This is a genomic window from Caballeronia sp. 11_S32 (assembly GCF_056930355.1).
The window spans coordinates 220,624-244,584 of record NZ_JBXOWH010000004.1 but is presented as its reverse complement, the minus strand read 5'-3'; the positions used below and the strand labels follow the sequence as shown (position 1 = coordinate 244,584).

The window sequence follows — 23,961 nt, the reverse complement described above, 5'->3', positions numbered from 1 at the left end:
CTTGCCGAAGCATCCACATCGAGATTCTGGCGTCGGTTGAGGAGAATATTTGCATGGCAGACAAACACACATCCAGCCAGTTCGACTCTGATCTACATCGCATTGTGACCGACGTGCTCGAGATGGGCGGGCTTGTTGAATCGCAATTGATCAATGCCATGGAGGCACTCAATCGCTTCGATCTGGCACTGGCCGACGAGGTCATTGCGCAGGAGCATCGGCTCAATGCGATGGAAATCGACATTGATGCCGAATGCGGCAACATCATCGCGCGGCGTCAGCCGACCGCATCAGATCTGCGTTTGCTGATGGCGAGTTCGAAAGCCGTCACCAATCTGGAGCGCGCGGGCGATGAGGCACGCAAGATCGCGAAGCGCGCCCGACGCATTGCGGATGACGAGGCAGGCAAGATCATCAACACTGCAGAAATCAAATTATCCGGTCAGATGGCGGTCGCCATCCTCCATCGAGCGCTCGATGCATTTGCTCGGCTTGATGTCGCTGCTGCCGCACAGATTGTGCGCGAGGACGAGGCGATCGACGAGCAATACCGCGCGTTCATGCGCAAGCTGACAACGTTTATGACTGAACATCCGCGCGTTATTTCGTCGGCGCTCGACTACCTGTCCATTGCATCGGCCATCGAGCGCATTGGGGACCATGCAACGAACCTGGCAGAACTCGTCATCTATGTCGCGAAAGGCACCGATGTGCGGCATCTTCCCAAGGAGCAACTTGAGCGCCAAGCTTTGGGTGATTGAGAACCCGCAGCTGGTGCGCTTTTCTTGGCTCACTCGGCCGCGTACGTCGGTACTGCAAGGCGGTCGGCCGGATTAGTGATGGCGTGATTCGCCGCGAGCGTTTGCTGTACTGCCCACCTACCTGATGCTTGAGCGTACCGGCTGCCGTGCACAGGCGGTTTGCAGCGCATCAGACGTAGTTTGAGTTGCCAGTCGAGGAGACAGTCGATGCATCGTACGTATCAGTATCGGGGCTTCAGCATCGAGGTCAGCGTTGAGACCGATTTCAATCGGCGTCCGACGATAGCCGTCGCCTCTCATGTCGGGTATGTCGCCACGGTCAGGATCCTTCGCCCTGACTTGCCCGTCGCTGTATTTTCGCCTTTGCGATTCGGCGAGACGCGCAATCATTTGTTTTCCTCGGAGGGCGACGCTCTGATGGGCGGTTGCAGCGCCGGTCAGCGATTGGTTGATGACCTCTGCGGTTGTGGCGAGCCAGGTTAGCCTTCGCTTCGGCGGCGCCCGCACTCGTAACCCACCAAGGTGATGGGGGAGATTGATGAAGATGTCTCAAAAATTGCGGTCTGAAAGCGCAGGTCCAATTTGGGGGCTCATTTTCGGCCTGTTCTTTACGGGCATCGGAATTGGTCTATTGTTTTACGCAACGTATGTGCACGCCGCTAGCCCTTTCGATGAAGTCCTTGCATCTGGCGCGTTGCTTGTCGGTCTGTTTTCAGCGGTTTATGCGACACGCGAGCTTCGTCATACGAACCGGTAGGGCGAACGCTTCTCGCTTGATCTTCGTGCCAATCTCGAACATGAGCGAGTCCTGGCAGATGCCCTGAACGAGCATTACGTAACGAGATTGGAGAAAGGAAATGAGGTACACCCGCGCGCCCTTGACGATGTGCCAAGTCTTCTTAGCGGTCAGAAAGACGTGCCGCCTGAAAGAAGATTGTCTAGGTACCCGCTAACTCGGTGGTCGGGAGAATTCGAATCTGGGAACCTGGATGGATTGTGCTGCCAAGCGTCTCCAAGCAACGTGGCGTGAATTTCGGCACCCGACTCATTCCAGCCGTTGGCCGTTGCTCCCTCCCAAAGGCAGCTCTGTGTGGGCTAAGCAGACATCCGCGTCTTCCAAAAGATCGACGAAAATCGAGGACAACACGCCAAATGTACTAGTGAAACATCCGGCTCCACTCGTTGTCGACCCCAAACGACCCAACAAACGGATCCTCCGAGAGTAAGCGGTTGCAGACGCCGTTCGAATACACCAGTTGTGGATTCCAATGAAGAAACTTGCCGCTTCCGTTTGCAGCATTGACTTGGCGGTAGTACTCGGCCAAGTCGCGCATGGTCGCATCTTCTCGCGCTATCTTTTGGAACACCGACCAGAGAAGCATACTGACTGGCGAAAATTTACCGGCTGATTCGTTTTCTTCGACCGTCGAAGCTACAAATGCAGTCGCAACCGTACTCTGGGACGGATCACCTAAAACTGGCCTACCATTGACCAACGTCGGTTGTGGCATCTGCAAAGAAAAAATCTGGTTAGACCACGTTCCAACATCAGCAATGCAAAGCACATCCAGGAGAAGCCGAGGATGCGTAACGCCCTCGGAAGCACCGTTGAGTTGCGACGCAACGTTTTCCGAGGGCTTCGAGGCATCCGCCTTCCATGCGTGTGAATGACAAAGCAGCCCGTAAGCGATCGGAGAATGCAACTCTCGCTGAGGCGTGCCGGAGCGCGCTTGAAAAAGGTCTTTCACCAAGGAACAAGTGCGCACGGCATCGCGAATGTGATCAGGTCGTACCGTGATCTTGCATTCGAATGCGGCCGCCACGCCAGCGGCTAGATAGGTTTTGATCGAAACGAGCGCAGCAGGATAGGAAGGTTTAAGGACGAGGATATCGATCTGTGGCGACATGCGTCCATCCACTCCAATAATCCGCCCTTTCGTAACGATGGTGTATGACTTCGGTAACCAGCCGCGTAGAAAATCCGCCCAATTTTCTTCACCCTGATCGCCGGCCGTCCCGGGATCTTCTCGCACTCGCCGTTGAACGCGATCGTACTCGTCCTTCAAGGTAATGTTTGCCCGCCGCAAGAAGTCTGCAAGATCGTGAATTTGTGCGTCTGCCATGCTTTTATCAAAGTGTTGGTTATGCGTGAATTTTAGCGGCTTTCCTTACACCGAAGTGTCCCTCGGGGCTTATATGCTGATGCCGAGGACCATTTTCGTGTGTCTGCTTTCCATTACCAAATTGGCATTCGAGAGACGCTGCGAGCGCATAGACCACGGGCTGTGCTGGCCGATTGCTGAAGTCCGCACTTGAAGCGGCTGCAATTTGCCGGGAGAGCAGGTTCGAGTGCATCCCTCACCGGCATTGCTGCTCGAACGCTCAAACGATGTTTTTCGATGTGGCCATACATCGAAAAGAGAGTCACGCGACGGCCTTACGGCGCAATACTTACGCGTTCAGCAAACGCGAACCCGGCATCCGCAGGGTATAGGTTCAGATCGCAACATGGCACTGAGAGACGCGACTTAAGAACGATTCGTTCATTCTGACGCTTCCTGCTCACCATTTCGCTCCTCCGGCATCAGCCGCTCGACGGGACGCCCTTCCAGCACGTGAGACTTGAGAATCTCGTCAGCGTCCTCTTCCGTCTGGCACGAATACCAGACACCCTCCGGGTAGACCACTATGGTCGGGCCGAGACTGCAGCGTTCCAGACAAGCCGACGCGTTGACGCGCACGCCCTCGATCTTCCACTCCTTCAATCTGCGCTTGAAGTGCTTGTGCAGTTCGTTCGACCCGCGAGCGGCGCACGAACCACGTGGGTCTTCCGGTCCGCGATGATTGGTGCAGAGGAAGGCGTGCAGCCGATAATAGGGCGTCTGGACAGTTGGTGCCGACATTGCTAATTCCTCTCAAGGCAACATATAATGCATTGTAGGAAATAAGTCTCCATCAGGCAATCCTTCCCCGATATTAGGAATTCGCGATGTCAACGACAAATCCACGAGAAAGAAATCCAATCGCGAAGGCTTTCGCAACGTTGGCCTACATGGCCAGCATGAAGGAGCAGAGTGCGACGCTTAGCGAAATCGCGACGGGGATTAATCAGAAGCCCAGCACCATCCATCGCGTGCTCGCGATGCTAGAGGAAGAACAACTCATTCAGCAGGACTCGAATCGCGGTCGTTACGCTCTCGGACTGAAGTTCATGCAACTTGTACAGAGTGCCGCCGGGAAAGCCTCCCCGAAGGAATTGGTGCGGCCGTATCTGACCAAGCTTCGCAACCAAACCGAAGAGACTGCTTGGTTCGCGACCTACCGTTCACACGACCATACGATTGTCTTCATCGAATCGATCGAGTCCATGCACCCGGTGCGGCATGTTCGTGAAATCAACGTTCCGACAGCGGTCTTCAAGTCCGGCGCCGCCGGCCGCCTTGTACTTGCGCTAGTGGACGAAGCGGAGCGCGACGCGCTCCTAGCATCGCCCGAAGCGCAAGAGGCAAGCCAATCCTTCGTAGACCCGGCGCAACTCGAACTAATTCGCTCGCGCGGTTACGCCATCAGCGTTTCCAAACGAGGAGGAGTCGGCATCGCAGCACCAGTCGTAGACAGCCACAATCGACTGCAAGGCGTCATTGGACTCGGTCTTCCGCAGACTCGCTTCGATGGCGAGGACGAAGCAAAGTTCGTCAATCTTGTAAAAGAGACCGCCAAAGAGGTGACGTCTAAGCTCTCTTGAGAAGAAAAAGCCGGTCTCGCTGCTAATGAGCGAACCGGCCCTCTCGAGCTACCAGCTCCCTGAAGCTTGAAGAGCCTTCGTCGTCAGAAGTCACGTTGCAGTCGGAGGCGCGCTGTAAACACGCCAGACTTGGGTTCTGATGCGCCATTCGCCTGCGTGAACATCTTTGGCATTTGCGTGTAATGGCCGTAGAACAGTTCCAAACCCACGGTGAATTTGTACACGGGGGTCCACGAAAGTACGTGGCCGAACGATGCTATGCGCGCGTCGTAGTTCGGGCCGTACTGATTCAAGAGACCGTAGGACGCGTAGATAGCCTGTCGCCATTGCGCGTTCCAGATATGTTCAACCGACAGCACACCGGACCAACTGCTCGTCGGATGGACTCCGCCGTTCGAGTCATAGATGACATCGGCGACAGGCATCGAGACGGCGCCTGAATTCGCAGTCGTCCAGCCTGTGTAGGAGTTCGCCCCACGTGCCACGGACCCTTGAAGAGTCAGGTAGTTATGGGCTGTGAGGCGGAAGCGTCCGCCGGCCTGAAACGCGTATCCCAAGACATTGTCACCGTGCGTGCTGTTGTTTCCAAACGGATTACCCGTTGCTGATGAAGCAACAGCTCCCGTCTTGTGCAGCGCAGATGAGAACAAAACCGTCCCCCAGGAATCCGACCATTGCCACCGCGTCAGCAAGTCCGGTTGGTTTTCACCGGCGAAGTTCAAGGTCGTATTTCCGAATACCAGCGGATTGGACTTGTTATTGAAAGTCCCAACGCCGCTTCGGCGTGGAACCGTATCTTCTAAGGCCACTGTCGCTGTCAGCTTACCGAACTGATGCGTGTATGCGAGAGCCGTCGTCGGCTGCAAATCCGAGCCACGCCCGTTCTGATTGCCTCCGGTATAACCGAGATAATTCGTGTTGAACATGTCATACAGCGAATGCTCCAGCACACCCACCGTGAATCCACCAAACTGGATGTTGGCCGTGTCGAGCGTGACCGAATTCCCTTTGACCGTATCCATCTCGACAAGCGTGTCGAAATTCAGGCGAAGGTCACCCCATGCCGTAGGGGTAACCGTCTGGAAGCCGAGATAGCCGCGCGTTCGGAAGTTGAAGTTGTTTTGAGCCGTTGTGAAAGAGTTTTGAGCGGTCGTATCGGAACGAACTCTACCGCCAAGACGAAGACAAGTATCCGTCCCTGGAATCTTGAAGCCTTTTGAGGGATCGTCTCTTTTTCGCAGCATCGGAGGCGCGGCCGCAATCACTACCGGGTTCTTCTCATCGCCATAGAAGTTCTCTGTGTCCGGGCAGCCGATAAGAAAACCGTAGTGTGTAGATTCCGAAGGCGGCCTCGGGCGAAGCTCTGGGTCGCGAATGACAGGGTCCACTACAGCCCGGTCCGTTCCCATGGCGACGGCGGTAGGCGGCGACTGTTTTGCGCTGACGCGCTCCCGTCCTGATGTCGGGTTCGATGCCGTGCGAATTTGCGCCAACTCGCGTTGCAAAGCATCTATTTTTGCCTGCAGAGCCTCAATCTTCTCGTCAGTCGTCTCAGCTAAAGCATGAGCCGTCGGCGTCAGCAGAGCTGCCACTATGACCGATGCTGCTATTGACCGAGGTGTGCGAACTCCACCGTTCATGACTGTCTCCACTACTTCCCTTCAAGGGAATGTCTGTTCCATTCAAAAGCAGCGGGCAATACTACCCACATCCGCCTTCGACGGTTGTTTTTTGGTGCAGCTAGAAAGGAGGGCCTAGGCGACCGCTCGCCAGTTCGGTGCTGTTAGTCGGAACGAGGCTCAACAGCTCGACGCAGACCGTCACCGAACATGTTCAATGCAAGCACGAGGAGGAAAATTGCGAGGCCCGGTGATAGCCAAAGCCAAGGTGCAGATTCCAGATAATTAAACCCACTACTCAAGGTCGTGCCCCACGACGGAGACGGCGGTGCGGCACCGACGCCGAGGAAGGACAGCGAAGCCTCTGCAGCAATCGCGTGACTGACCTGAATCATTGATTGCACGGTTAGAACTGGCGCGATGCCCGGGAGAATGTGCCGGAACAGGATGCGAGCGTTGCCGAAGCCGAGTGACCTGGCGGCCATCACGTACTCTTCTTCGCGCAGAGTAAGCACCTCGCCGCGAACGAGGCGGGCGAACGTTGGCGTCTTTACAATCGCCAACGCAATGATGACGTTCACAATCCCCAAGCCCAATACCGCAGTAATGCCCAACGCAAGTAGAATGGCCGGGAACGAGAGAATGGCATCCATAACTCGCATTGCAGCTTCGTCAACGATGCCTCCGATGTAACCGGAAATCAGGCCGATTGCGCCGCCGGCAAAGATCGCGAAGGTGACGCTAAGAAAGCCAACCTCCAAAGAAATGCGTGCTCCGTAGATGAGGCGTGAGAAAACGTCACGCCCGAGGTCGTCAGTACCGAACCAGTGCTGCATCGATGGTGCAGCAAGTGTCGAGTACGCGTCGATGCGGTACGGGTTGAACGGTGCGATGAGCGGCGCGAAAATCGCAATAAGAATGAACGCAACAGCGACGCTCAATCCCAGCGCGCCAATTCTTGACCGAAGCACGCGGAGCAATAAAGCTCGGTTGGGCGACATTCGCTTACGCCTTCTCTCCGATTTGCCGCCGAATTCGCTCTTCCCGGAGGAAGCAGATATTGCTTTCAACATATCCTTGTCCTTGTCAGCTTCAGCTTTGGTCTCGTTTTGCGCGCGAATCGGGGCGCCCCGTTGTCGCTGGCCATGTGAACTGTTCATTGGTACCGAACCCTCGGGTCTACTGCCGCATACAGCAAATCGACGACGAGGTTCACCAGCATCACTAGCACTGCTGTTACGAGAATCACTGCCTGCAGGACTGGATAGTTCCGAGAGAAGATGGAGTCGACTGCCAGATGCCCCATCCCCGGAATTGAGAAGATGGTTTCGACCACTGCAACTCCGCCGAATAGGTGTCCGGTCTGGAGCCCGATGATGGTCAGCACCGGAATCAAAGAGTTTTTTAAGGCATGTCGAAGCACGATCACGCGCGTAGACAAGCCCTTCGCCCGAGCCACAGTTATGAAGTCCTGCCGCATCGTCTTGGCGACGCTTCCGCGCATCTGCCTCAAGACCACGGAAGAGAACGCAGTGCCAAGCGATAGCGAGGGCAGCAACAAACTCTTCACCGATTCAAGAGGATGCTCGGTGAATGGCACGTAGCCTCCGCTCGGCAAGATCGGCCAACGAACCGTGAAGCTGTACAGCAAAAGCATGCCCACGAGAAAACCAGGAACAGAGAAAGCGAAGATAGACATCGTGGAGATGAACGAGTCCAGCCTGCTTCCGATGTTCGTTCCTGCGACGAGACCCAAAGATACGCCGACGAGGACCGCAACAGTAACCGTCATGACTGTGAGCATCAGCGTCGGTCCGAGCGCCTCGATGATTTGGTCGAGCACAGGTTGACCCGAGATTGACACGCCCAGATGACCTTGCAACAGGTGACCGAGCCAGATTCCGTACTGCACCACGTAGGGCTTGTCCAATCCCAAGTCGGCCCGCACCTGCTGATACAGGACGGCATCAGTTACCTGGTCCCCGAGCACGGCCGCCGCCGGATCTCCAGGTACCAAATGGATGAGGCTGAAGGACAGAAAACTGACTAGTAACAAGACCAGCACAAGCGAGGCTAGTCGACGCAGCAGATAGCTTCCCATTTCGTCTCCTTATCGGGCGGCCAATGCAATCGTCGTTGCGTCAGGTACGGTTCCTGAGAAAGGCGGAACATAACCCAGCAACTTTTTGGATAAAGCGACCGCCCCAGACCGCGCCCACACGAAGTTGTAGTAGGCATGCTCGTGGACCAATTCCTGCAACCTCTCGTAGATGGATTGGCGCTTCGCATCGTCGTACGTTGAACGCCCCTCTTCCAGCAGTCGCTCGATAGCGGGGTCTTTGAGCCCCGCATAATTCGCAACGCCTCTTGCACCAAAGAAGCTAGTCAGTGCGCCATCTGCTTCAGGGCGGCCTCTGGAAAAATACGATGCAAGCTCAAAGTCGCCGGTGCGGATTCTGGAGACCCAAGACACCTTATCCTGTGTCTGAATCGTGACGTCGATGCCGACATCGGCCAGCATCTGTTGATAGATTTGCGCCGCGATGTTGTCATCCTGGCGGGAGATGATGGTGAGCGTCATCTTCAGCCGCCCTGTCACGCCGGCCTCGCGAAGAAGCTGTCGTGCTCTTGCCGGGTCGAACTCGTGCCCACGCAGCTTGTCGGTGTAACCGAGTTGCCCTTCGACGAGGGGCGAGAAGGCGGGCTGCCCCAGGGTGTGGCCGACAGCGTGCGCGACTGCATTCTTATCAATGGCAGCAAATGCGGCTTGGCGAATCCTCTTGGCTTGTTCGCCTTGAAAGCGCGCCCCTGGTCGGGCGTTAAATGCCAAGGCGAAGAAGTTCACTCGCCACGGGGTCAACTCGACTCGAACATTTTTGTCGCGCGCGAGATTTTCAATCTGGCTGCCTGGAATGCCGTCGACCAAATCGAATGAACCGGAGCGCAGACGCAGGATTGCGGTCTGGTCATTTGCCTGGAGCACAGTGTCGACCGCATCCGGGAATGGAAGCCGCGCGCCACCCGACGCCCGAACCCAATATTGGTCCCATCGTTTGTACGAGACCTTCGAATGCGCCGCCCACTCCTGGAACATGAAAGGGCCGGTTCCAATGGGCTGGAGTGCAGCTCCGGAGTCGCCAACCTTGCTGACGTGCTCGCGCGAGAGCATGGCGGTCAAGCCATCAGCGGCTGAAGAGAGATTCACTAGAAGTGCGGCGTTCGGCTTCGAGAGATGCACGCGAATCGTAGATGGGTTCAGGACCTCTATCCGTGACACATTTTCGAGGTTGCCTTTCGCTGTTGACCGGCGATTGGTCAACATGCGCTCAAGGTTCCACGCGACGACCGACGCATCGAACTTTGAGCCATCGTGAAAAATCACGCCCTCCTCAAGAAAGAAGTCAATACTTTCGTTCTCGTTGAGGGTCCACTTCTTCGCAAGACCCGGCGCGACGACGAACTTTCCTTGGGAATTTCGCACGTAACGGGTCAAATAATCAAACACGAGCGGGTAGTCGGGGTCGACGTTCGTGACCGTGTGCGGGTCCATCGTCGTCCAGGCAGAAGTGCGTCGGATTATGACCCGGCCTCCCCGAGTCGCCCTCACGGGTAGTTCGACCGCCGCCGGCGTCGCGCTAATTTCTAATGTCGGCGCGAGCAGCAGGCAGCTCGTCTGCAAGAACGCTCTCCGCGAAATTCCCGGCACTTTCGTCTCCTATTAAGAGCGGCAGTCGTTTGCGGTCTAGTGCCGATTCGCTGCCGTCTGCTCTACAGTTTGCCCCTCGGCTGAAGTCGTTGGAACCCTAGATGGCCCCAAGAAGCTCTACCTCCACGCGGACGTCCTCATCCAGCGCGGGCTGTGCATGAATCAGGAACGTTCTCGCCGGCGTCTTGTCGCGAGCGCCTTGGTCAGCGGTTCCGAAGATTTGCTTCCAGCCGACTAGCGCGAGGTCCTTCGATGGCTTCCCGCTGAGCCACATATTCACTTTGCCCAGATTGCCGAAGCAAGCTCCAACGCTCTCGAGCGCCGCTCCAACGGCCTGATACATCCGGCCTGCCTGCGATTCCGGTTCCGTCTCGCGATGGCCGTTAGGACCTTTGAGGCCGGAGATGCCGCCGCTGAAAAAGAGGGGGCCGCGAATGGCAACGTCCGCGCCGACTCGGTCTTTTACGTCGAGTATGCTGCTATCGAAGACGAAGCCAGCAGGCTTGCTGTTCTTCACCGCGAAGGCGTGGGACATTTCAAACCATCCACGCTCCTTCATATCCGGCATCACCAGCGAGAGATAGGCAGGCAATTTCGGGTCGTGTCGGGCGCCAAAGAAAGCCGCGAAGGCGTCTTGCGCTTGGGCACGACCATCGCGATCCGAGTTGTAGGTACGGAGGTAGCCAAGGTGTTCGCGTGTCGCGCCGACAACTGCAAGGCGTTCTTCCAACTGATCGAATACCGACTTCGCGCCGCCTGCTTCGCTCGGTTCGATGCTACCGACCACCACGAAGTCATCCAGCTCGACCACGTGGGGCAGATTGCCAATTTGCTTTTGCCCGTCGACGATGAAGCTACGACGCTTCGCACCAACCTTCGCCACGAACTGAATACCGAGAAACGTATTCGGCTTCGGGAAGCCGCCTTGCGGGACGAGCAAATGAGTGGCCGGACCCTGTCCGTTGGGGAACATTTTGTTCCACTCGTCGAGCACGGCGTCGCGGACCTCACCGTGGTTCGCCATGTTGACCGTCATAAGGCCGATTGCGTCAATATCGGTGCCCGACTCCTGCAGGACTTCTTTCATCTTCGAAAACGCCGCAGCAACTTGAGGACGCAGCTCGATGACATCATCACCGTTGAGCACGTCGCGACCATTGACCGAGGACGAAAAAACATAACCGCCGACGCTGGCAGCGTGAGGAGCCGTTCCGTTCAGAACATGGCTTCGAACGTTATGGCTTTGCCGTTGAACTTGCTGTTGACTCATTTCCCTGCTCTCCGCTTTGAGGACACGCTGGTAGGACGACGGGCCACACCCCGTCGTCCAGTTTTGGTATTACTCGACGAACGCCGTGAACTCCATGCGGTGATGCCAACCGGGAACGAGACCTTCCGACTGGTGATGGATATGAGCTGCGGGAGCGCTTTCCACGCTGCCGAACATCTTGTCCCACTGACGGTCGTGCAGGAACTTGGCTGCGAGGCCGTCGACCCAGACGTCCAGACGTCCAACCGTGTCGAGCGAACCACCAGCTGCCTTAAGGTGGGAGACGAGGCTTTCGAACGACTTGGCGATTTGGATTTCCATGCGCTCTTCGTTCGTGCCATCCGCTTGCTCACGACCGGCAACGCGCGACGAGAAGAGCATGTTGCCGCGCTTGGCCGTATCCGAAATCGGTTCTGCGTGCGGACGGACCCATTCATTGCCAGCGGCGGCCACGTAGGCGCCTTCTTGCGCTGCGCCCTTCACTGCCGTCACGTTGCAGATTTCGAGTTCGTATGTGTACGGCAGATTCGGCTGCACGTGCGTGCTGCGGGCCGGTGCTTCCGCGCGCATCTTTTCACCGAAGAGCTTCTTGAACTCCGGGTTCATGATTTCGCGGTTATTGCGGTAACGCACGTAGTTGCGCAGGAAGCCGACTTCATCCGGCGTTGCGCCAGCAGCGTCGAGGTAACGTGCCACGCGCTGGTGACAGATGACCATCTGCTCGGCCGGGTTCTGCTCCCCCTTCGGCTTGCCTACGATGTCGCGGCCGTTCAGGCCCGAGATATAAACGACGTCACCGATACGCACAGCGTGCGGCAGCGTGCCATAGCGCGGTTCACCGTCGACGACGAACGATTCGCGCTTCGTGCCGGGTCGGGCGATGAAGTCGAGGGCGACATGCGTATTCGGGTCCAGGAAGCTCGGCGGCACGATGACGTGGCCGGCCGGGCCTTGGTCTGCGGGGAACAGCTTGTCCCACTCGCGATAAACGAGCTTTTTCATCGCTTCGTTGCGCACGTGCACGTTCACGAGCGCGACGCTGTCCAAGCTGATCGAACCTGCCTCCAGATACTTGCGCATCGTCGCAAACGCCTTCACGACTTGAGCTTCCGGGTCGGTCTCCACGTCACCGCCGACCAGGCCGGGCACGTACACGCCCGTCGTACCGTCCGGCAATCCGCGCCCGTAGATACCACTAGAGAAGACGAAGTCAGCAACGCGCGACATGTGCGGCGTACGTGCATTCTGGGGTTCGTCCGGAACGAAAATAGATTCGCGTTTGGCAACTTTGGTCAGCATGTCTTCAATCCTCCGAGGTTAATCACAATTCTCTTTAACGGAAGAGCAAATCCGTTAAACCGAATTTAAGACAACGACGGCGTCTTCGTCAAGCCACTCTTGAGCATGAATTTTTCAGTTATCTTCGGAGAATCGGCAGGGATTTCCCGTAGTAGATCAGCCGCTTATATGCTACTTTTGTGCAAGCTAGCATTCGAAATTATTCAATTTTTACCGATACTTAAGTAGGTATCGCATCGATCAAATTGCGCATTGCATCATCGCTCGCTTTGCCCGTCGGAACGCGGGACTCCGAATAAACCCTAGGCCCGAACACGAGGTGTCGGCGAAATTCGCTGTTATTCTGTACAGAGAAATTATTGTTCCGTGAAGATTGAGTGAGTCTATTGGAGGTCTCTGGTGACAGCCCCGCTCCTATCGGTCGAAAATCTCGTAACCCAACTAAAGACGCCTCGTGGTCTGGTGCGCGCAGTCGATGGCGTGTCCTTTTCCGTTGATAGAGGCGAGGCGCTTGCGATTGTTGGCGAGAGCGGCTCAGGCAAGAGCGTTACTGCGCGCTCCATCATGCGATTGCTACAGTCCGGAGTCGGCTCTATCACGGGCGGAAGAATCAACTTCGACGGCATCGACCTCGTGTCCCTTCCGGAGAAAGAGATGCGCGCCATTCGAGGGCGCCGCATCGCAATGATTTTTCAGGACCCACTCAGCTCGCTGAACCCTGTGCTCACAATTGGCCGACAGCTCACAGAAGTAATGGAGTTGCATCTGAAGGTGTCGGGTTCCGAAGCACGACGTCGCGCAGCAGATTTGTTGCGCACAGTCGGAATTGCATCACCGGACTCTCGCCTCAACGACTATCCTCACCAGTTGTCAGGTGGCATGCGCCAACGCGTAATGATTGCCATGGCGCTCGCATGCGACCCGGACCTGCTCATTGCCGACGAACCGACAACAGCGCTTGACGTAACCATTCAAGCTCAAATTCTCGAACTCATCCGAAACATCCAACGCGAGCGCGGCATGGCGCTCATCCTCATCACGCACGACCTTGGAGTCGTCGCTGGAATCGCCGACCGGGTTGCAGTTGTCTACGGCGGGCGTGTGGTCGAGTCCGGTTCTGTGGACCAAATCTTCTACGACCCCCGAATGCCCTACACGATTGGGCTGCTACGTTCGGTCCCACAAGTCGGTCATCGCCGTAATCGGTTGACCGCCATTCCAGGACGCCCTCCCGTTATCACCTCATCGGTGGTCGGTTGCCGATTCGCTCAACGCTGTGCTCAGTGCGAGGCTGTCTGCAAAAAGGAATCGCCTCCGTCCCGTCTTGTGGACGAAGGGCACATTGCCGCGTGCCATTTCGATGTACGCGCGCCATGGGTCAAGCAACCGCAGCTTGAATCGTCCGAATAACGAGAGACCGCCATGCTCCAAACTGCTCCCACACTCATTGACGTCAAACACCTTTCCGTTCAGTACCGCTCCTCGGCCCGACTGATGAAACGCTCGGCAGGCGCCGCTGTAGTAAAGGCCGTGGACGATGTCAGCTTTTCGATTTTTCGCGGCGAAACACTGGGGCTCGTCGGAGAGTCCGGTTGCGGCAAATCCACCACCGGCCGCGCTGTCACCATGTTGATTCGGCCCACATCCGGCGATGTCGAGTTCGAGGGCAAAGAACTCACAAACGCCACGAGCAAAGAGCTGCGGGGGATGCGCAGGTCCATGCAAATGATTTTCCAGGACCCGTTCTCGTCTCTCACGCCCTATTTCACAGTAGGTTCACTGATTGCAGAGCCCATTCGCGTCCACAAGCTCCGTTCAACTCGACGCGAAACGGAAGACCGCGTTTTCGAACTGCTGGAGCTAGTAGGACTCAATCCCGACGCTGCGAGCAAATATCCGTACGAGTTCTCGGGCGGGCAGCGTCAACGCATCGGTATCGCCCGCGCGCTCGCGATGGAGCCAAGCTTCATTGTGTGCGACGAGTCCGTATCAGCCCTTGATGTTTCAGTTCAGGCGCAAGTCGTCAACTTGCTGCAGGACCTTCAGGCACAACTCGGACTCACCTATCTCTTCATTGCGCACGACCTTGGAGTCGTTCATCACATATCCAATCGAATCGCTGTTATGTACCTCGGCAAGATTGTCGAGATAGCAAACGCCGACGAACTGGTAACCTCACCGGCACACCCATACACGCAGGCGCTTCTGTCCGCCGTCCCTTCCGCCTCGCCGCGCGACGAACGAACTCGCGAGCGGGTACTGCTCAAAGGCGACATCCCCAGTCCGCTAGCCCCACCCTCCGGATGCCATTTCCACACTCGCTGCCCACGCGCCATCGAGTGCTGCAAGACTGACGAGCCTGCGCTCAGAGAAATCAAGTTCCACGGAGTCGGCCGCCTCGTCGCGTGTCATCGCGCCGATGAATAGGCTCTCTCTCGAACGGCGGCCAAGGTGGCCTCGAATCATCGGCGTCGTCTCTGCTGGCTTAACCGTCCTCGCAGCCTTAGCAGCTGCACTTACGCCGACGCTACTGCCCGCTAGCGCGCCGATTGCGGCGAGCGCACGTGAGATTGCAACCGTGGCCGTGTTTGTCGGCAGCTACGTCGCGCTCGCTATCGGCCGCATACCCGGTCTGAACATCGACCGCGCCGGGATTGCGCTCGCTGGCGCCGCACTCATGATTCTGTGTGGCGCAATCTCGTTAGACGAGTCCTACAAGGCCATCGACTTCGATACAATCACCCTGCTGCTCGGCATGATGATTCTGGTGGCTAGCCTGCGCCTGTCCGGCTTTTTCTCTCTCGTCACCTTCGCAATTGGTTCCTACGCCCGTACGTCGTGGACTCTGCTTGTCGCGCTGGTCTTCGTCACGGGCTTGCTCTCCGCAGTCTTCGTCAATGACGCCATTTGCCTTGTCCTGGCGCCGTTAGTGATTGAGCTCACCAGAGCGTTGAATCTTCGGCCACTTCCCTACCTGCTGGCGGTTGCTCTCGCTTCGAACGTCGGGTCTGCCGCAACCATCATCGGCAATCCCCAAAACATCATGATTGGGAGCTTCTCCGGTATTCCATTTGTGACTTTCACCGCTCACGTCGGACCCGTCGCGGTAGTCGGACTTGCAGTCACCGCGTTGCTTGTTTTCCTGATGCACAGGCGCGAATTCACTCATGCTGTACAGGGAGTACTGCCGGCGGCGCCGACGAGAATCAGAAAGGCGCTAGCGGTTCGTTCGCTCGCCGCGACCATCGTGCTCGTCGCTGCGTTTGTTGCCGGGGTGAGTCCCGCCAAGGCGGCCATCACTGTCGGCAGTCTCTTACTCCTTACCCGCCGGATCAAAACCAGAAGAATCTACGAAGAGATCGACTGGTCACTCCTGCTCATGTTCGTCGGACTGTTCATCATCGTGGCCGGTGCACAACACGTTTTCCTTGCGGGCGACGTGATTCGTAGCTTCGGCACCAAAGCGCTGCAAAACAGCTTTGTGCTGACGGCGGTAACTGCGTTGTTGTCAAACATCGTGAGTAACGTTCCAGCGGTCCTATTGCTGAAACCGCTAATCGCTCAGCTTCCCGAGGTCAGCCATGGATGGCTTGTGGTTGCCATGGCCTCCACGTTCGCGGGCAACTTTACGATTCTCGGCTCCGTCGCGAACCTCATCGTCGTGCAAGCAGCGGCGAATGAGAACGTGCAAATTTCCTTCTGGGATTACTTCCGTGTCGGCGCGCCTGTCACCCTCTTGACCTTACTGCTCGGCGCGTTCTATCTCGGGTAAGCCGCTGGGCGAGATTGTGGGAAAGCATGCGCCACGTCTCAGTGCAATTTGACTCGCGGCACCGTCGTGCGGCGCAACCAGTGAGCGACGGTGTCGAGGGCCATGCGGGAGAAGCCGTGCAGCGCCGCAATGTGCATGCGATGCAGCGACATGTACATGAATCGCGCTAGGAGCCCTTCGATGAACATATTCCCGCCGATAACACCGCCCATCAGATTGCCGACAGCACTGTGATGTCCCAGCGAAACAAGCGAGCCAAGATCTCGGTAGCTGAATTCGGGCAGAGCCCTACCGTCGATGCGCGCTCGTAGCGCGCGAAACAGAAAGCTGGCTTGCTGATGGGCTGCTTGCGCACGCGGGGGGACATTCTTGCCCTCATGCGTCGGCCACGGGCAGGCAGCGCAATCGCCAAGCGCGAAAACATTGTCATCGAGCGTTGTCTGAAGCGTAGGCCGCACCTCGAGCTGTCCCAGGCGATTGACGGTCAGACCGTCCAGCATGCTGAGTACCGACGGAGCCTTAATGCCTGCCGCCCACACGGTGAGGTCCGCCCAAATCGTGTTTCCGCTTGCAGTGTGAACACAGCCAGGCGCTATCTCGGCGACCGCTTCGCCGGTCATCACGTTCACGCCGAGCTGCATGAGGAGTTCGGTCGTCGTTCGCGACACCCGCTCCGATAGCGCCGGAAGGATTCGCGGTCCCGCCTCGATGAGAACGATGCCGATATCGTGGCGAGGGTCGAGTTTGTGCAATCCGTAGGCCGACAAGACTTGCGCGGTATTGCGCAACTCGGCGGAAAGCTCAACGCCGGTCGCGCCAGCCCCGACGATTGCGACCTGGACCTTCGCCTCGCCGTTCGTCTTCGTCGGATACGCAGTCGACTGAAATTCGGCGCGAACACAGGCAGAAATCAGACGCTTACGGAAGCGCTCCGCCTGTCCCACCGTGTCGAGTGCGATGGAATGCTCTTGAGCGCCCTTGACGCCAAAGAAGTGAGTGGTACTCCCGATTGCAACAACGAGCGTGTCGTATTCAAGCTCTCGACGCGGAAGAAGTTCGACGCCGTCCTCGTCAGCAATTGCACCGAGCGTTATCCGGCGGTTCTCCCGATGGAGACCAACCAGCTCGCCAAGCTGGAATTCGAAATTGTGCCAGCGTGCCTGCGCCGCATACGAGAGTTCCTGCGTGAACGGGTCCATGCTTCCCGCCGCAACTTCGTGCAGAAGGGGTTTCCAGATGTGCGTGGGATTGCGGTCGACCAGCGTTACTTGCACGCTATTGCTGGTCCTTCGCTTTTTCGACGCATAGCGGTCACCCAGTCGCGTTGCTAGCTCCAGGCCACCCGCACCGCCCCCCACGACAATAATCCGATGCATTACCAATCTCCAAAGCTGCCGCTGACGGAACGAGTCGACCTGGTGTTGAGGTGAAACGCGAGGCGACAGATATCGCGCGGAAGAACGTGAAAAGCTTCAAGTTCGTTCGCTGGTCAATAGAACGGCGCAGTCGTTCCCTGTGCAGGAAGACCGCAGCGAAAATTTAATTGCACGGCTCGCGCCACTGTTGACGTTGCGTCACCAGCCCAATTGGATGTTTCGGGCTTACCAAAACAAATGGCAAAGCGGCAGCGACTGTCAGAGATTCGACAGGCCCGAGAGAGCAAAGGAAGAGGCGAATGAACGCCGAGATGACTTACCGAGAAGACCGCTTGAGTGCCTGAGAGTCGCTTCGAGAAGACCGCCCAGGTCCTTCTCGAAGCGACCGAATTTCAAGCTTACGCCTTTTGCTCGACCGTCCAGTAGGTACGCGCGTTCGTGAATTCGCGAATACCTGCGGCAGCTAACTCACGGCCATAGCCCGACTTCTTCGTGCCGCCGAACGGGATGCGTGCATCCGACGCCGTTACAGCGTTGACGAATGCAGCGCCGGTCGTAACACCCCGTGCAACGGCGAGTGCCCGGTCCTTCGACTTCGACCACACGCTGATCGAGAGACCGAACGGAGTAGCGTTGGCCAGACGAACGGCGTCTTCGTCGTTCTTCGCGACCGCTATCGCGGCGAGAGGACCGAAAGTCTCTTCGTCAAATGCGACAATGCCTGGGCCGGTCGAACCGAGAACGGTCGGCTCGTAGTAATAGCCCGGGCCGTCGACCGCCTTGCCGCCAGCCAGCAGCTTCGCACCGGCTTCGACCGATTGCTTGACTTGGCGGTCCAGCGCGTCGCGCAGGTCGCCACGAGCGAGCGGGCCGACTTGCGTACCAGCTTCGCGCGGGTCACCTACGACCAGAGCTTTGGTCAGCGCGACGAATTGCTCGGTGAATGCCTGAGCGATCGACTCGGAAACGATGAAGCGCTTCGCGCAAACGCAGCTCTGGCCAGCGTTGTTAAAGCGGGCCTTGACCGCTGCAGCAACGGCCGTCGAAAGGTCTGCGTCGTCGAGAACGACGAATGCGTCCGAACCGCCCAGTTCGAGGACGGATTTCTTCGATGCACGACCGGCCGCAGCGCCGACGGCTGCGCCGGCCCGATTCGAACCGGTCAGCGTGGTTGCCGCGATGCGGTCGTCGGCGATAAGGCGCTCGATAACATTCGGAACTTCCGGCTCGGCCACGACCAGCGTCGTGACGAGATTCTCCGGAAGACCTGCGTCCTTACAGAGCTGCTCAAGAGCGAGCGCACAACCCGTTACGTTTGGCGAGTGCTTGAGCAGAACGCCGTTGCCCGCCGTGATGGACGGAATAGCGAAACGCATCACTTGCCACACCGGGAAGTTCCACGGCATCACTGCCAGAACCAAGCCGATTGGCTCATAGGCAACCCAAGCATTGACGCCGTCAATTGAGACCTGTTCGTCGCCGAGGATGCGTTCAGCGTTGTCCGCGTAGTAGAGAGCAGTAACTGCAGACTTCTCCATTTCGCCGGCGGCTTCTGCGGTAACTTTGCCCATCTCGGAGGTCATGAGCGCGGCAAACGCGGGCGCCTGCTTCCGGAGCTCTTCGGCAAGCTTTCTGACCGCTGCAACACGCTCTTCGAGCGGACGCGTACCCCACGCCTTTGCAGCAGCATAGCCCTTGCTAACGGCGCTTTCGATTTGAGCATCGGTCATCGATGCGTAGGTCGTGAGCTGTTCACCGTTAATAGGGCAAATGGTGGCAATCTGGTTGGTCATGGCAATCACTTAAACGTTACTGAGGTGTTTGAAGGCGGCGTCCGTCGCTGGACACAAAGCCGCCTGGGGAATCACGCGTGGTGCATGAGCTGCTTCGAGATGGTGTTCACCTGGCTGCCAGGAACCACGCATTCGCCAGCAGCTTCACGCCACTTGGCAAAGTGCGGCGCGGCTCGGTGCGCATCGATGGCAGCTTCGTCGTCGTACAGCTCATAGAAGTGGAAGTGCAGCGGGTCCTTCGTGTCCTGCAACACGTCGAAGTATTTGCAGCCAACTTCGTCGTTGAAGGTACGCGTCGAGTTTTCCTTGATAGCGGCGAGGAACTTCTCGAGTTTGTCTTCATGCACTTTCAGCGAAACATGCAAAGCGAGCATTCTGTCGGTCCTGGTTAAGCAGCGTTGTTTTCGGGAAGGGAGACGCCGGACTCGGTAGCCAGCTTCTGCATGCTGTGCCACGTGTTGTCCGCGAGCGTGATGCCCGACTTGAGCAGGCGAGCAGTGCTGCGGTCTTCGATTTCGCCGGGGAAGAAGATTTCGTCCACACCGTGAGCCGTGGGCACCGATTTGACGTCATCGATAAGGTCTTTCATGCGCTGCTCGAATTCATCCGCAGGCATCATCGACTTCACGTCAATCGTGAGGAGCATGTGGCCAGCACCCGAGACCTTGTCTGCTTCGTACGGACCGACAACCTTCGAACCGAAATTGCTTCCGGTGAGAACGCCCGCGAGCACGTCCATCATGAAAGAGATGATGTAGCCCTTGTGGCCGGCCATCGGCAGGATAATCCCGTGAATTGCCTTCGCCGAATCGGTCGTCGGCACGCCGTTTTCGTCGGCCGCCCAACCTTCCGGAATAGGCTGACCGCGCTCAGCCGCCAAATAAATCTTGCCGCGAGCGACAGCGGTGTTCGCGATGTCCAAAACAGCGACGCCACGGTCACCGCAGGGAGCGGCAATCGACCACGGGTTCGTGCCTACAGCTTTCTCGCGGCCGCCCCAAGGCGCCATCGCGGGACTTGCGTTCGTCGCGAGAATGGCGACACAGCCTTGCTCCGCCGCTTTGCGCGTGAAATACGCTGCGGTGCCGAAGTGGTTCGAGTTACGCACACCAATCGCGCTGACGCCGAACTCGCGCGCTCGTGCGACACCGAGGTCGACTGCTTTCGCCGTAAGAACCTGACCGATGCCGTGGTGACCGTCCATCACGGCAATCGCCCCGTTGTCGACGACCAGTTCCGGCTTCGTCTGCGCGGACATCACGCCGGTGCGCAGGCGGTCGACGTACCAAGGCAGCCGGAGCATTCCGTGCGAAGAATGGCCCCACAGTTCTGCTACGACCAGGCTATCGGCCAGTAGATGTGCGTCGGTGGCGGGGACGCCCAAAGATTCGAGAACGGCTTCGCCGAATCGGCTCAACCCGTCCGCCTGAACGAGGTATGGCATGAAATCTCCCGGTCAAACAGATACTTGTTTAAGACTGCCTCGTGCGACCTGAGCTAAGAAGCGAACTGAACGCCCTCGTGACACGACTTGGCAATGAAAAAGATTGCGGGTGGTCGAATCGCTCTCGCTATCGCGACCCGCGCTGAGGCTTAACGCTTGATGTGTTCGGCCGAAACCGGCGCGGTCGCACCCGATTCCGTCAATGTGCGAGTTGCATCCTGAGTGGCGTAAATCCACAGGATTTTCATGCCTTCCGTCTTCGACAGATTGCGGAAGCGGTGATTGACGTTCGGGGGAATGAAGGTCACATCGTGCGGCTTCAGTTCGTACTCGAGGCCATCAATGTCGAGAATCGCGTTGCCTTCCATCAGCACGACGCTTTCCTGCACATTGTGACTATGAAAAGGAATTTCGACTCCCGGGTCGAACGAGGTGTAGCCCGTGATGAAACTCGACGTGCCGATGTCGTGATTCACCAGCGGGGTCGTGCGTGCACCGCCGCCCCGTTCGTAAGTCGTGAGGTTTTCGGGCTGGAGAAGTGCTGCGCCAGAAGGAGTACGCGGAATCATGGGGGATGCCTCCAAAGTTTGCTTGATGGCGGTCCAGCCATCAGTGGGGATTGCTCGAACTCTGCGACCGGCGCTTCGAGCATCAAGTGATGGCCTTCGCGACCACATCATGGAAATCAGTATAGCTTTTTATGACCACAGAATGCAATACGCCCTCGCGTTTTCCCTAGGTACGAAAGCAGCTTGCGCGCAGCGGTTCGATCGGGCGCCGCGTCATCGTCATCATGATGGCGGCCCCAATCAGCAGGAGTACGCCGGCGATTCCGAACGCCCAGCTGTAGCCGCCGGTGCGCTCGATTACGTATCCGGTCGCAATCGGTGCCAAAAGTCCAAATGCATTTCCGCCGATTACGACGAGCGCCATCGCCTTTCCGACGTCGCTGGCGCTCGGAACAAGGTCATTGAGCAGGGCGAAGTTCAACGAGGTGGTTGATGCGATGCCAGTGAAGGCCAATGCGAACACCGCCAGAAGCAGTGGGAGGCTATCTATAAAGGGCACGGCGAGGATGATGGAGCCGACCACCATTGCGAGCGCGACTGCGTTTCGTCGTTTCCCTGTCGTGCCCCCGCCCCTTTTGACGTAGACGTCGCTCAGCCGACCTGCAGCAATGCAAAGAACAACTGCGACCGCGTAGGGAACGGCCGCGAACATTCCAGTGGCCGTGACGGAAAGATGCCGACTTGTCTGCAGATAGCTTGGTAACCAAGTAAGCAGCAGATATTGCGTGTAGACGGTACAACCCTGAGTAAGTGCAAGGCCCCAGATGGTCCCGCGCTTGAGCAGAGCGAGAGTGCCCTGCGGTTCCGCAGCCTCGGGCTTCTCGTCGGTTGGCTTCGCTGACTCTCGTCCCTGAGTGATGAGCGCTCGCTCCTTCGGACTGAGCCAGGAGACTTTTTCAGGGTCCCCAAAGAACATCAACCAAGCCGCGAGCCAGAGAAACCCAAGCGCACCAGCGATGAAGAACGATGCTCTCCACCCGAAGATGCCGACAAGGTACGCCAAGACAACCGAGCAGATTGCAGGGCCTGCGTAAGAGCCGCTGTTAAAGAGTGCTGTGACGAAGCCTCGTTCAGAGGCGGGAATCCACTGGCGGATGACCTTGGCGCCAACCGGATTGCTGCAGGATTCGGCCCCGCCCATCGTCAGTCGAGACACCAGTAGCGAAGCGAAAGTTGAAGCCATGCCGGTAAAGACCGTAGCCGTCGACCATATGAAAATGCCGGCAGCGGCGATTTTTTTGGTGCCGAATCGGTCCAGCAGAATCCCCATGGGCATCAGGCAGAGAACGTATCCCCAAATGAAGGACGAGAAGAGGTACCCCATCTCGACCGTCGACAGCCCGAACTCAGACGTGATTGAGGATGCTGCGATGGACAGCGCGATTCGGTCCATGTAGTTGACCATCGCGAGCGAAAACAAGAAAACTGCGATCCAGCCACGGCGATACGACATTGCTGCGTCTCTCCTACAAATTTCTATAGCGTTTTGTGACCACAAAAAGCATAAAAAGACAAAAAAAAGGGGCGGATTCGCCCCTTTTCTCTTTCAGGCCTGCTCTGCGTCTGTCATAAACATCTCGACCGACCTCGCCTTCGCACGGCGCGCTCCCTCGATATGCTCCCGAAGAAGACTAGCGGCCTTCAACAAATCCTGGGCGCCAATAGCGTCGAGGATTGCCAGGTGCTCAATTGCCTGCTGCTGCCTCGGCTTCCGGGCTCTAGCCTGTCGATACTCGACCAATCGTCTGAGGCGGTCCGTGCGTCGCACCGATTGCATTATGAATCGGTTGCCTGACCACTTTGCAATCGTTTCGTGAAATTCACTGTTCGCCTCGAAAAGCTCAATCGAGGTCATCGTGAGGTAGCCGCCATCAACGATGTTCTGCTGGCGCCGTCGCAACAGAGCCAACTCAACGGTGTTGCACTTGAAGGAAGGCGCGAGCACGCCGACCGGCTCGATGGCAGCACGGAAAAAGTAGCTTTCTTCGTAAGCCTCAACCGAATCAATCATGGGAAGGAACTGCCAGCCATGTCCGACTTGGCGCTCCAGCCATCCCTCTTCCTGCATATGAGACAGCACCTTACGAAGGACGCTTCGAGCCACGCCATATTGGCGCATCAGGTCCGCTTCAGAGACAACGTCGGGCAAACGGCGCGCGAGACGGTCTTCTGCAATCTGCAGATAGAGTGGTTCGTCGGGTTCTTCAAAGAATTGCTTGGCGAGGTCGTTCAGCTCACGAGCCGGCTTGGCGAGAAAGTACCCGCGATTGTGGTCATGAACAAGAACACCCATGTCGGCAAGGTACCTCAGAGCGACATTGACGGGCGTGCGGGACGTGCCAATGCGCTCGGCGAGCACAGATTCGGCTAAGCGCTCGCCCTCGGACATGTCATCCCGCCGGGCGAGGGAAATGATTTCCCGCGTCACGCGGGTCTGCAGTGGAGTGAGTGACATCGTTTGAGGTGGGCAAACTGCGGCGGAAAGTGCCTCCACAGGGGCATCTAGTGCACTTTCGTGCCCCGTAGGGTCCGCTATCAATTTTGCCACATCCACGGCTGTCTCCCTTTCAGATTCTATGTGCTCAGGGTAAATGCCCACGAACTTTT

Annotated in this window: 20 protein-coding genes; 5 read left to right on the top strand and 15 right to left on the bottom strand. The window is 57.5% G+C overall.

Annotated features, from left to right (window positions below; genetic code table 11):
• Window positions 1–53: 53 nt before the first annotated feature.
• Window positions 54–761, top strand: coding sequence for a phosphate signaling complex protein PhoU (phoU, locus tag AC1Z32_RS27170; RefSeq protein WP_483481942.1), 708 nt, complete (start codon window positions 54–56; stop codon window positions 759–761).
• A 1,157-nt stretch (window positions 762–1,918) separates the two neighbouring features.
• On the opposite strand, the gene AC1Z32_RS27165 is transcribed toward phoU, so the two are convergent.
• Window positions 1,919–2,884 carry a DUF6602 domain-containing protein gene (locus AC1Z32_RS27165; protein ID WP_483481941.1) on the bottom strand — a complete coding sequence of 322 codons (966 nt, stop codon included), beginning with the start codon at window positions 2,882–2,884 and terminating at the stop codon, window positions 1,919–1,921.
• A gap of 420 nt (window positions 2,885–3,304) precedes the next feature.
• The gene (locus AC1Z32_RS27160) at window positions 3,305–3,664 is read right to left on the bottom strand and encodes a (2Fe-2S) ferredoxin domain-containing protein (protein WP_483481940.1); all 360 of its coding nucleotides are present in this window, start codon (window positions 3,662–3,664) and stop codon (window positions 3,305–3,307) included.
• Between the two features lie 86 nt (window positions 3,665–3,750).
• Here AC1Z32_RS27160 and AC1Z32_RS27155 point away from each other — a divergent pair, with 86 nt between their 5' ends.
• Entirely contained in the window at window positions 3,751–4,506 is a 756-nt protein-coding gene (locus tag AC1Z32_RS27155; protein WP_483481939.1) for an IclR family transcriptional regulator, read from the top strand.
• An 83-nt stretch (window positions 4,507–4,589) separates the two neighbouring features.
• On the opposite strand, the gene AC1Z32_RS27150 is transcribed toward AC1Z32_RS27155, so the two are convergent.
• The 6 genes from AC1Z32_RS27150 to AC1Z32_RS27125 form a co-directional block, all read right to left on the bottom strand.
• Window positions 4,590–6,146 (bottom strand): porin, encoded by a 1,557-nt coding sequence (locus AC1Z32_RS27150; RefSeq protein WP_483481938.1) that lies wholly within the window; start codon window positions 6,144–6,146, stop codon window positions 4,590–4,592.
• A 143-nt stretch (window positions 6,147–6,289) separates the two neighbouring features.
• Window positions 6,290–7,285: an ABC transporter permease gene (locus AC1Z32_RS27145; RefSeq protein WP_483481937.1), complete on the bottom strand. Its 996-nt coding sequence runs from the start codon at window positions 7,283–7,285 to the stop codon at window positions 6,290–6,292.
• Window positions 7,282–8,226 carry an ABC transporter permease gene (locus AC1Z32_RS27140; protein WP_483481936.1) on the bottom strand — a complete coding sequence of 315 codons (945 nt, stop codon included), beginning with the start codon at window positions 8,224–8,226 and terminating at the stop codon, window positions 7,282–7,284. Before AC1Z32_RS27140 ends, AC1Z32_RS27145 begins: the two co-directional genes overlap by 4 nt.
• A gap of 9 nt (window positions 8,227–8,235) precedes the next feature.
• Window positions 8,236–9,675 carry an ABC transporter substrate-binding protein gene (locus AC1Z32_RS27135; RefSeq protein ID WP_483481935.1) on the bottom strand — a complete coding sequence of 480 codons (1,440 nt, stop codon included), beginning with the start codon at window positions 9,673–9,675 and terminating at the stop codon, window positions 8,236–8,238.
• 253 nt (window positions 9,676–9,928) lie between these two features.
• A complete protein-coding gene (locus AC1Z32_RS27130; protein WP_483481934.1) occupies window positions 9,929–11,101 on the bottom strand; it encodes a hypothetical protein in 1,173 nt (390 codons plus the stop codon).
• Window positions 11,102–11,170: 69 nt separating this feature from the next.
• Entirely contained in the window at window positions 11,171–12,400 is a 1,230-nt protein-coding gene (locus tag AC1Z32_RS27125) for a Rid family hydrolase (protein ID WP_483481933.1), read from the bottom strand.
• Between the two features lie 399 nt (window positions 12,401–12,799).
• On the opposite strand from AC1Z32_RS27125, the gene AC1Z32_RS27120 reads away from it, so the two are divergent.
• The 3 genes from AC1Z32_RS27120 to AC1Z32_RS27110 all read left to right on the top strand — a co-directional run bounded on the left by AC1Z32_RS27120 (window position 12,800) and on the right by AC1Z32_RS27110 (window position 16,172).
• Window positions 12,800–13,810 (top strand): ABC transporter ATP-binding protein, encoded by a 1,011-nt coding sequence (locus AC1Z32_RS27120; protein ID WP_483481932.1) that lies wholly within the window; start codon window positions 12,800–12,802, stop codon window positions 13,808–13,810.
• A 12-nt stretch (window positions 13,811–13,822) separates the two neighbouring features.
• Complete coding sequence (locus tag AC1Z32_RS27115) at window positions 13,823–14,827, top strand: ABC transporter ATP-binding protein (protein ID WP_483481931.1); 1,005 nt, start codon at window positions 13,823–13,825, stop codon at window positions 14,825–14,827.
• A 151-nt stretch (window positions 14,828–14,978) separates the two neighbouring features.
• Window positions 14,979–16,172: an anion transporter gene (locus AC1Z32_RS27110; protein WP_483481930.1), complete on the top strand. Its 1,194-nt coding sequence runs from the start codon at window positions 14,979–14,981 to the stop codon at window positions 16,170–16,172.
• 38 nt (window positions 16,173–16,210) lie between these two features.
• On the opposite strand, the gene AC1Z32_RS27105 is transcribed toward AC1Z32_RS27110, so the two are convergent.
• The 7 genes from AC1Z32_RS27105 to AC1Z32_RS27075 form a co-directional block, all read right to left on the bottom strand.
• Window positions 16,211–17,548, bottom strand: coding sequence for an NAD(P)/FAD-dependent oxidoreductase (locus tag AC1Z32_RS27105; RefSeq protein ID WP_483481929.1), 1,338 nt, complete (start codon window positions 17,546–17,548; stop codon window positions 16,211–16,213).
• A gap of 398 nt (window positions 17,549–17,946) precedes the next feature.
• Window positions 17,947–19,341, bottom strand: coding sequence for an aldehyde dehydrogenase family protein (locus AC1Z32_RS27100; protein ID WP_483481928.1), 1,395 nt, complete (start codon window positions 19,339–19,341; stop codon window positions 17,947–17,949).
• 71 nt (window positions 19,342–19,412) lie between these two features.
• Window positions 19,413–19,715, bottom strand: a complete 303-nt coding sequence (locus tag AC1Z32_RS27095; protein WP_483481927.1) for a putative quinol monooxygenase — start codon at window positions 19,713–19,715, stop codon at window positions 19,413–19,415.
• A gap of 14 nt (window positions 19,716–19,729) precedes the next feature.
• On the bottom strand, window positions 19,730–20,785 hold the full coding sequence (locus AC1Z32_RS27090; protein ID WP_483481926.1) for an Ldh family oxidoreductase: 1,056 nt from the start codon (window positions 20,783–20,785) through the stop codon (window positions 19,730–19,732).
• A gap of 149 nt (window positions 20,786–20,934) precedes the next feature.
• A complete protein-coding gene (locus AC1Z32_RS27085; protein ID WP_483481925.1) occupies window positions 20,935–21,354 on the bottom strand; it encodes a cupin domain-containing protein in 420 nt (139 codons plus the stop codon).
• Window positions 21,355–21,520: 166 nt separating this feature from the next.
• A complete protein-coding gene (locus AC1Z32_RS27080; RefSeq protein ID WP_483481924.1) occupies window positions 21,521–22,807 on the bottom strand; it encodes an MFS transporter in 1,287 nt (428 codons plus the stop codon).
• 93 nt (window positions 22,808–22,900) lie between these two features.
• Window positions 22,901–23,782, bottom strand: a complete 882-nt coding sequence (locus tag AC1Z32_RS27075; protein WP_483481923.1) for a GntR family transcriptional regulator — start codon at window positions 23,780–23,782, stop codon at window positions 22,901–22,903.
• Window positions 23,783–23,961 lie beyond the last annotated feature (179 nt).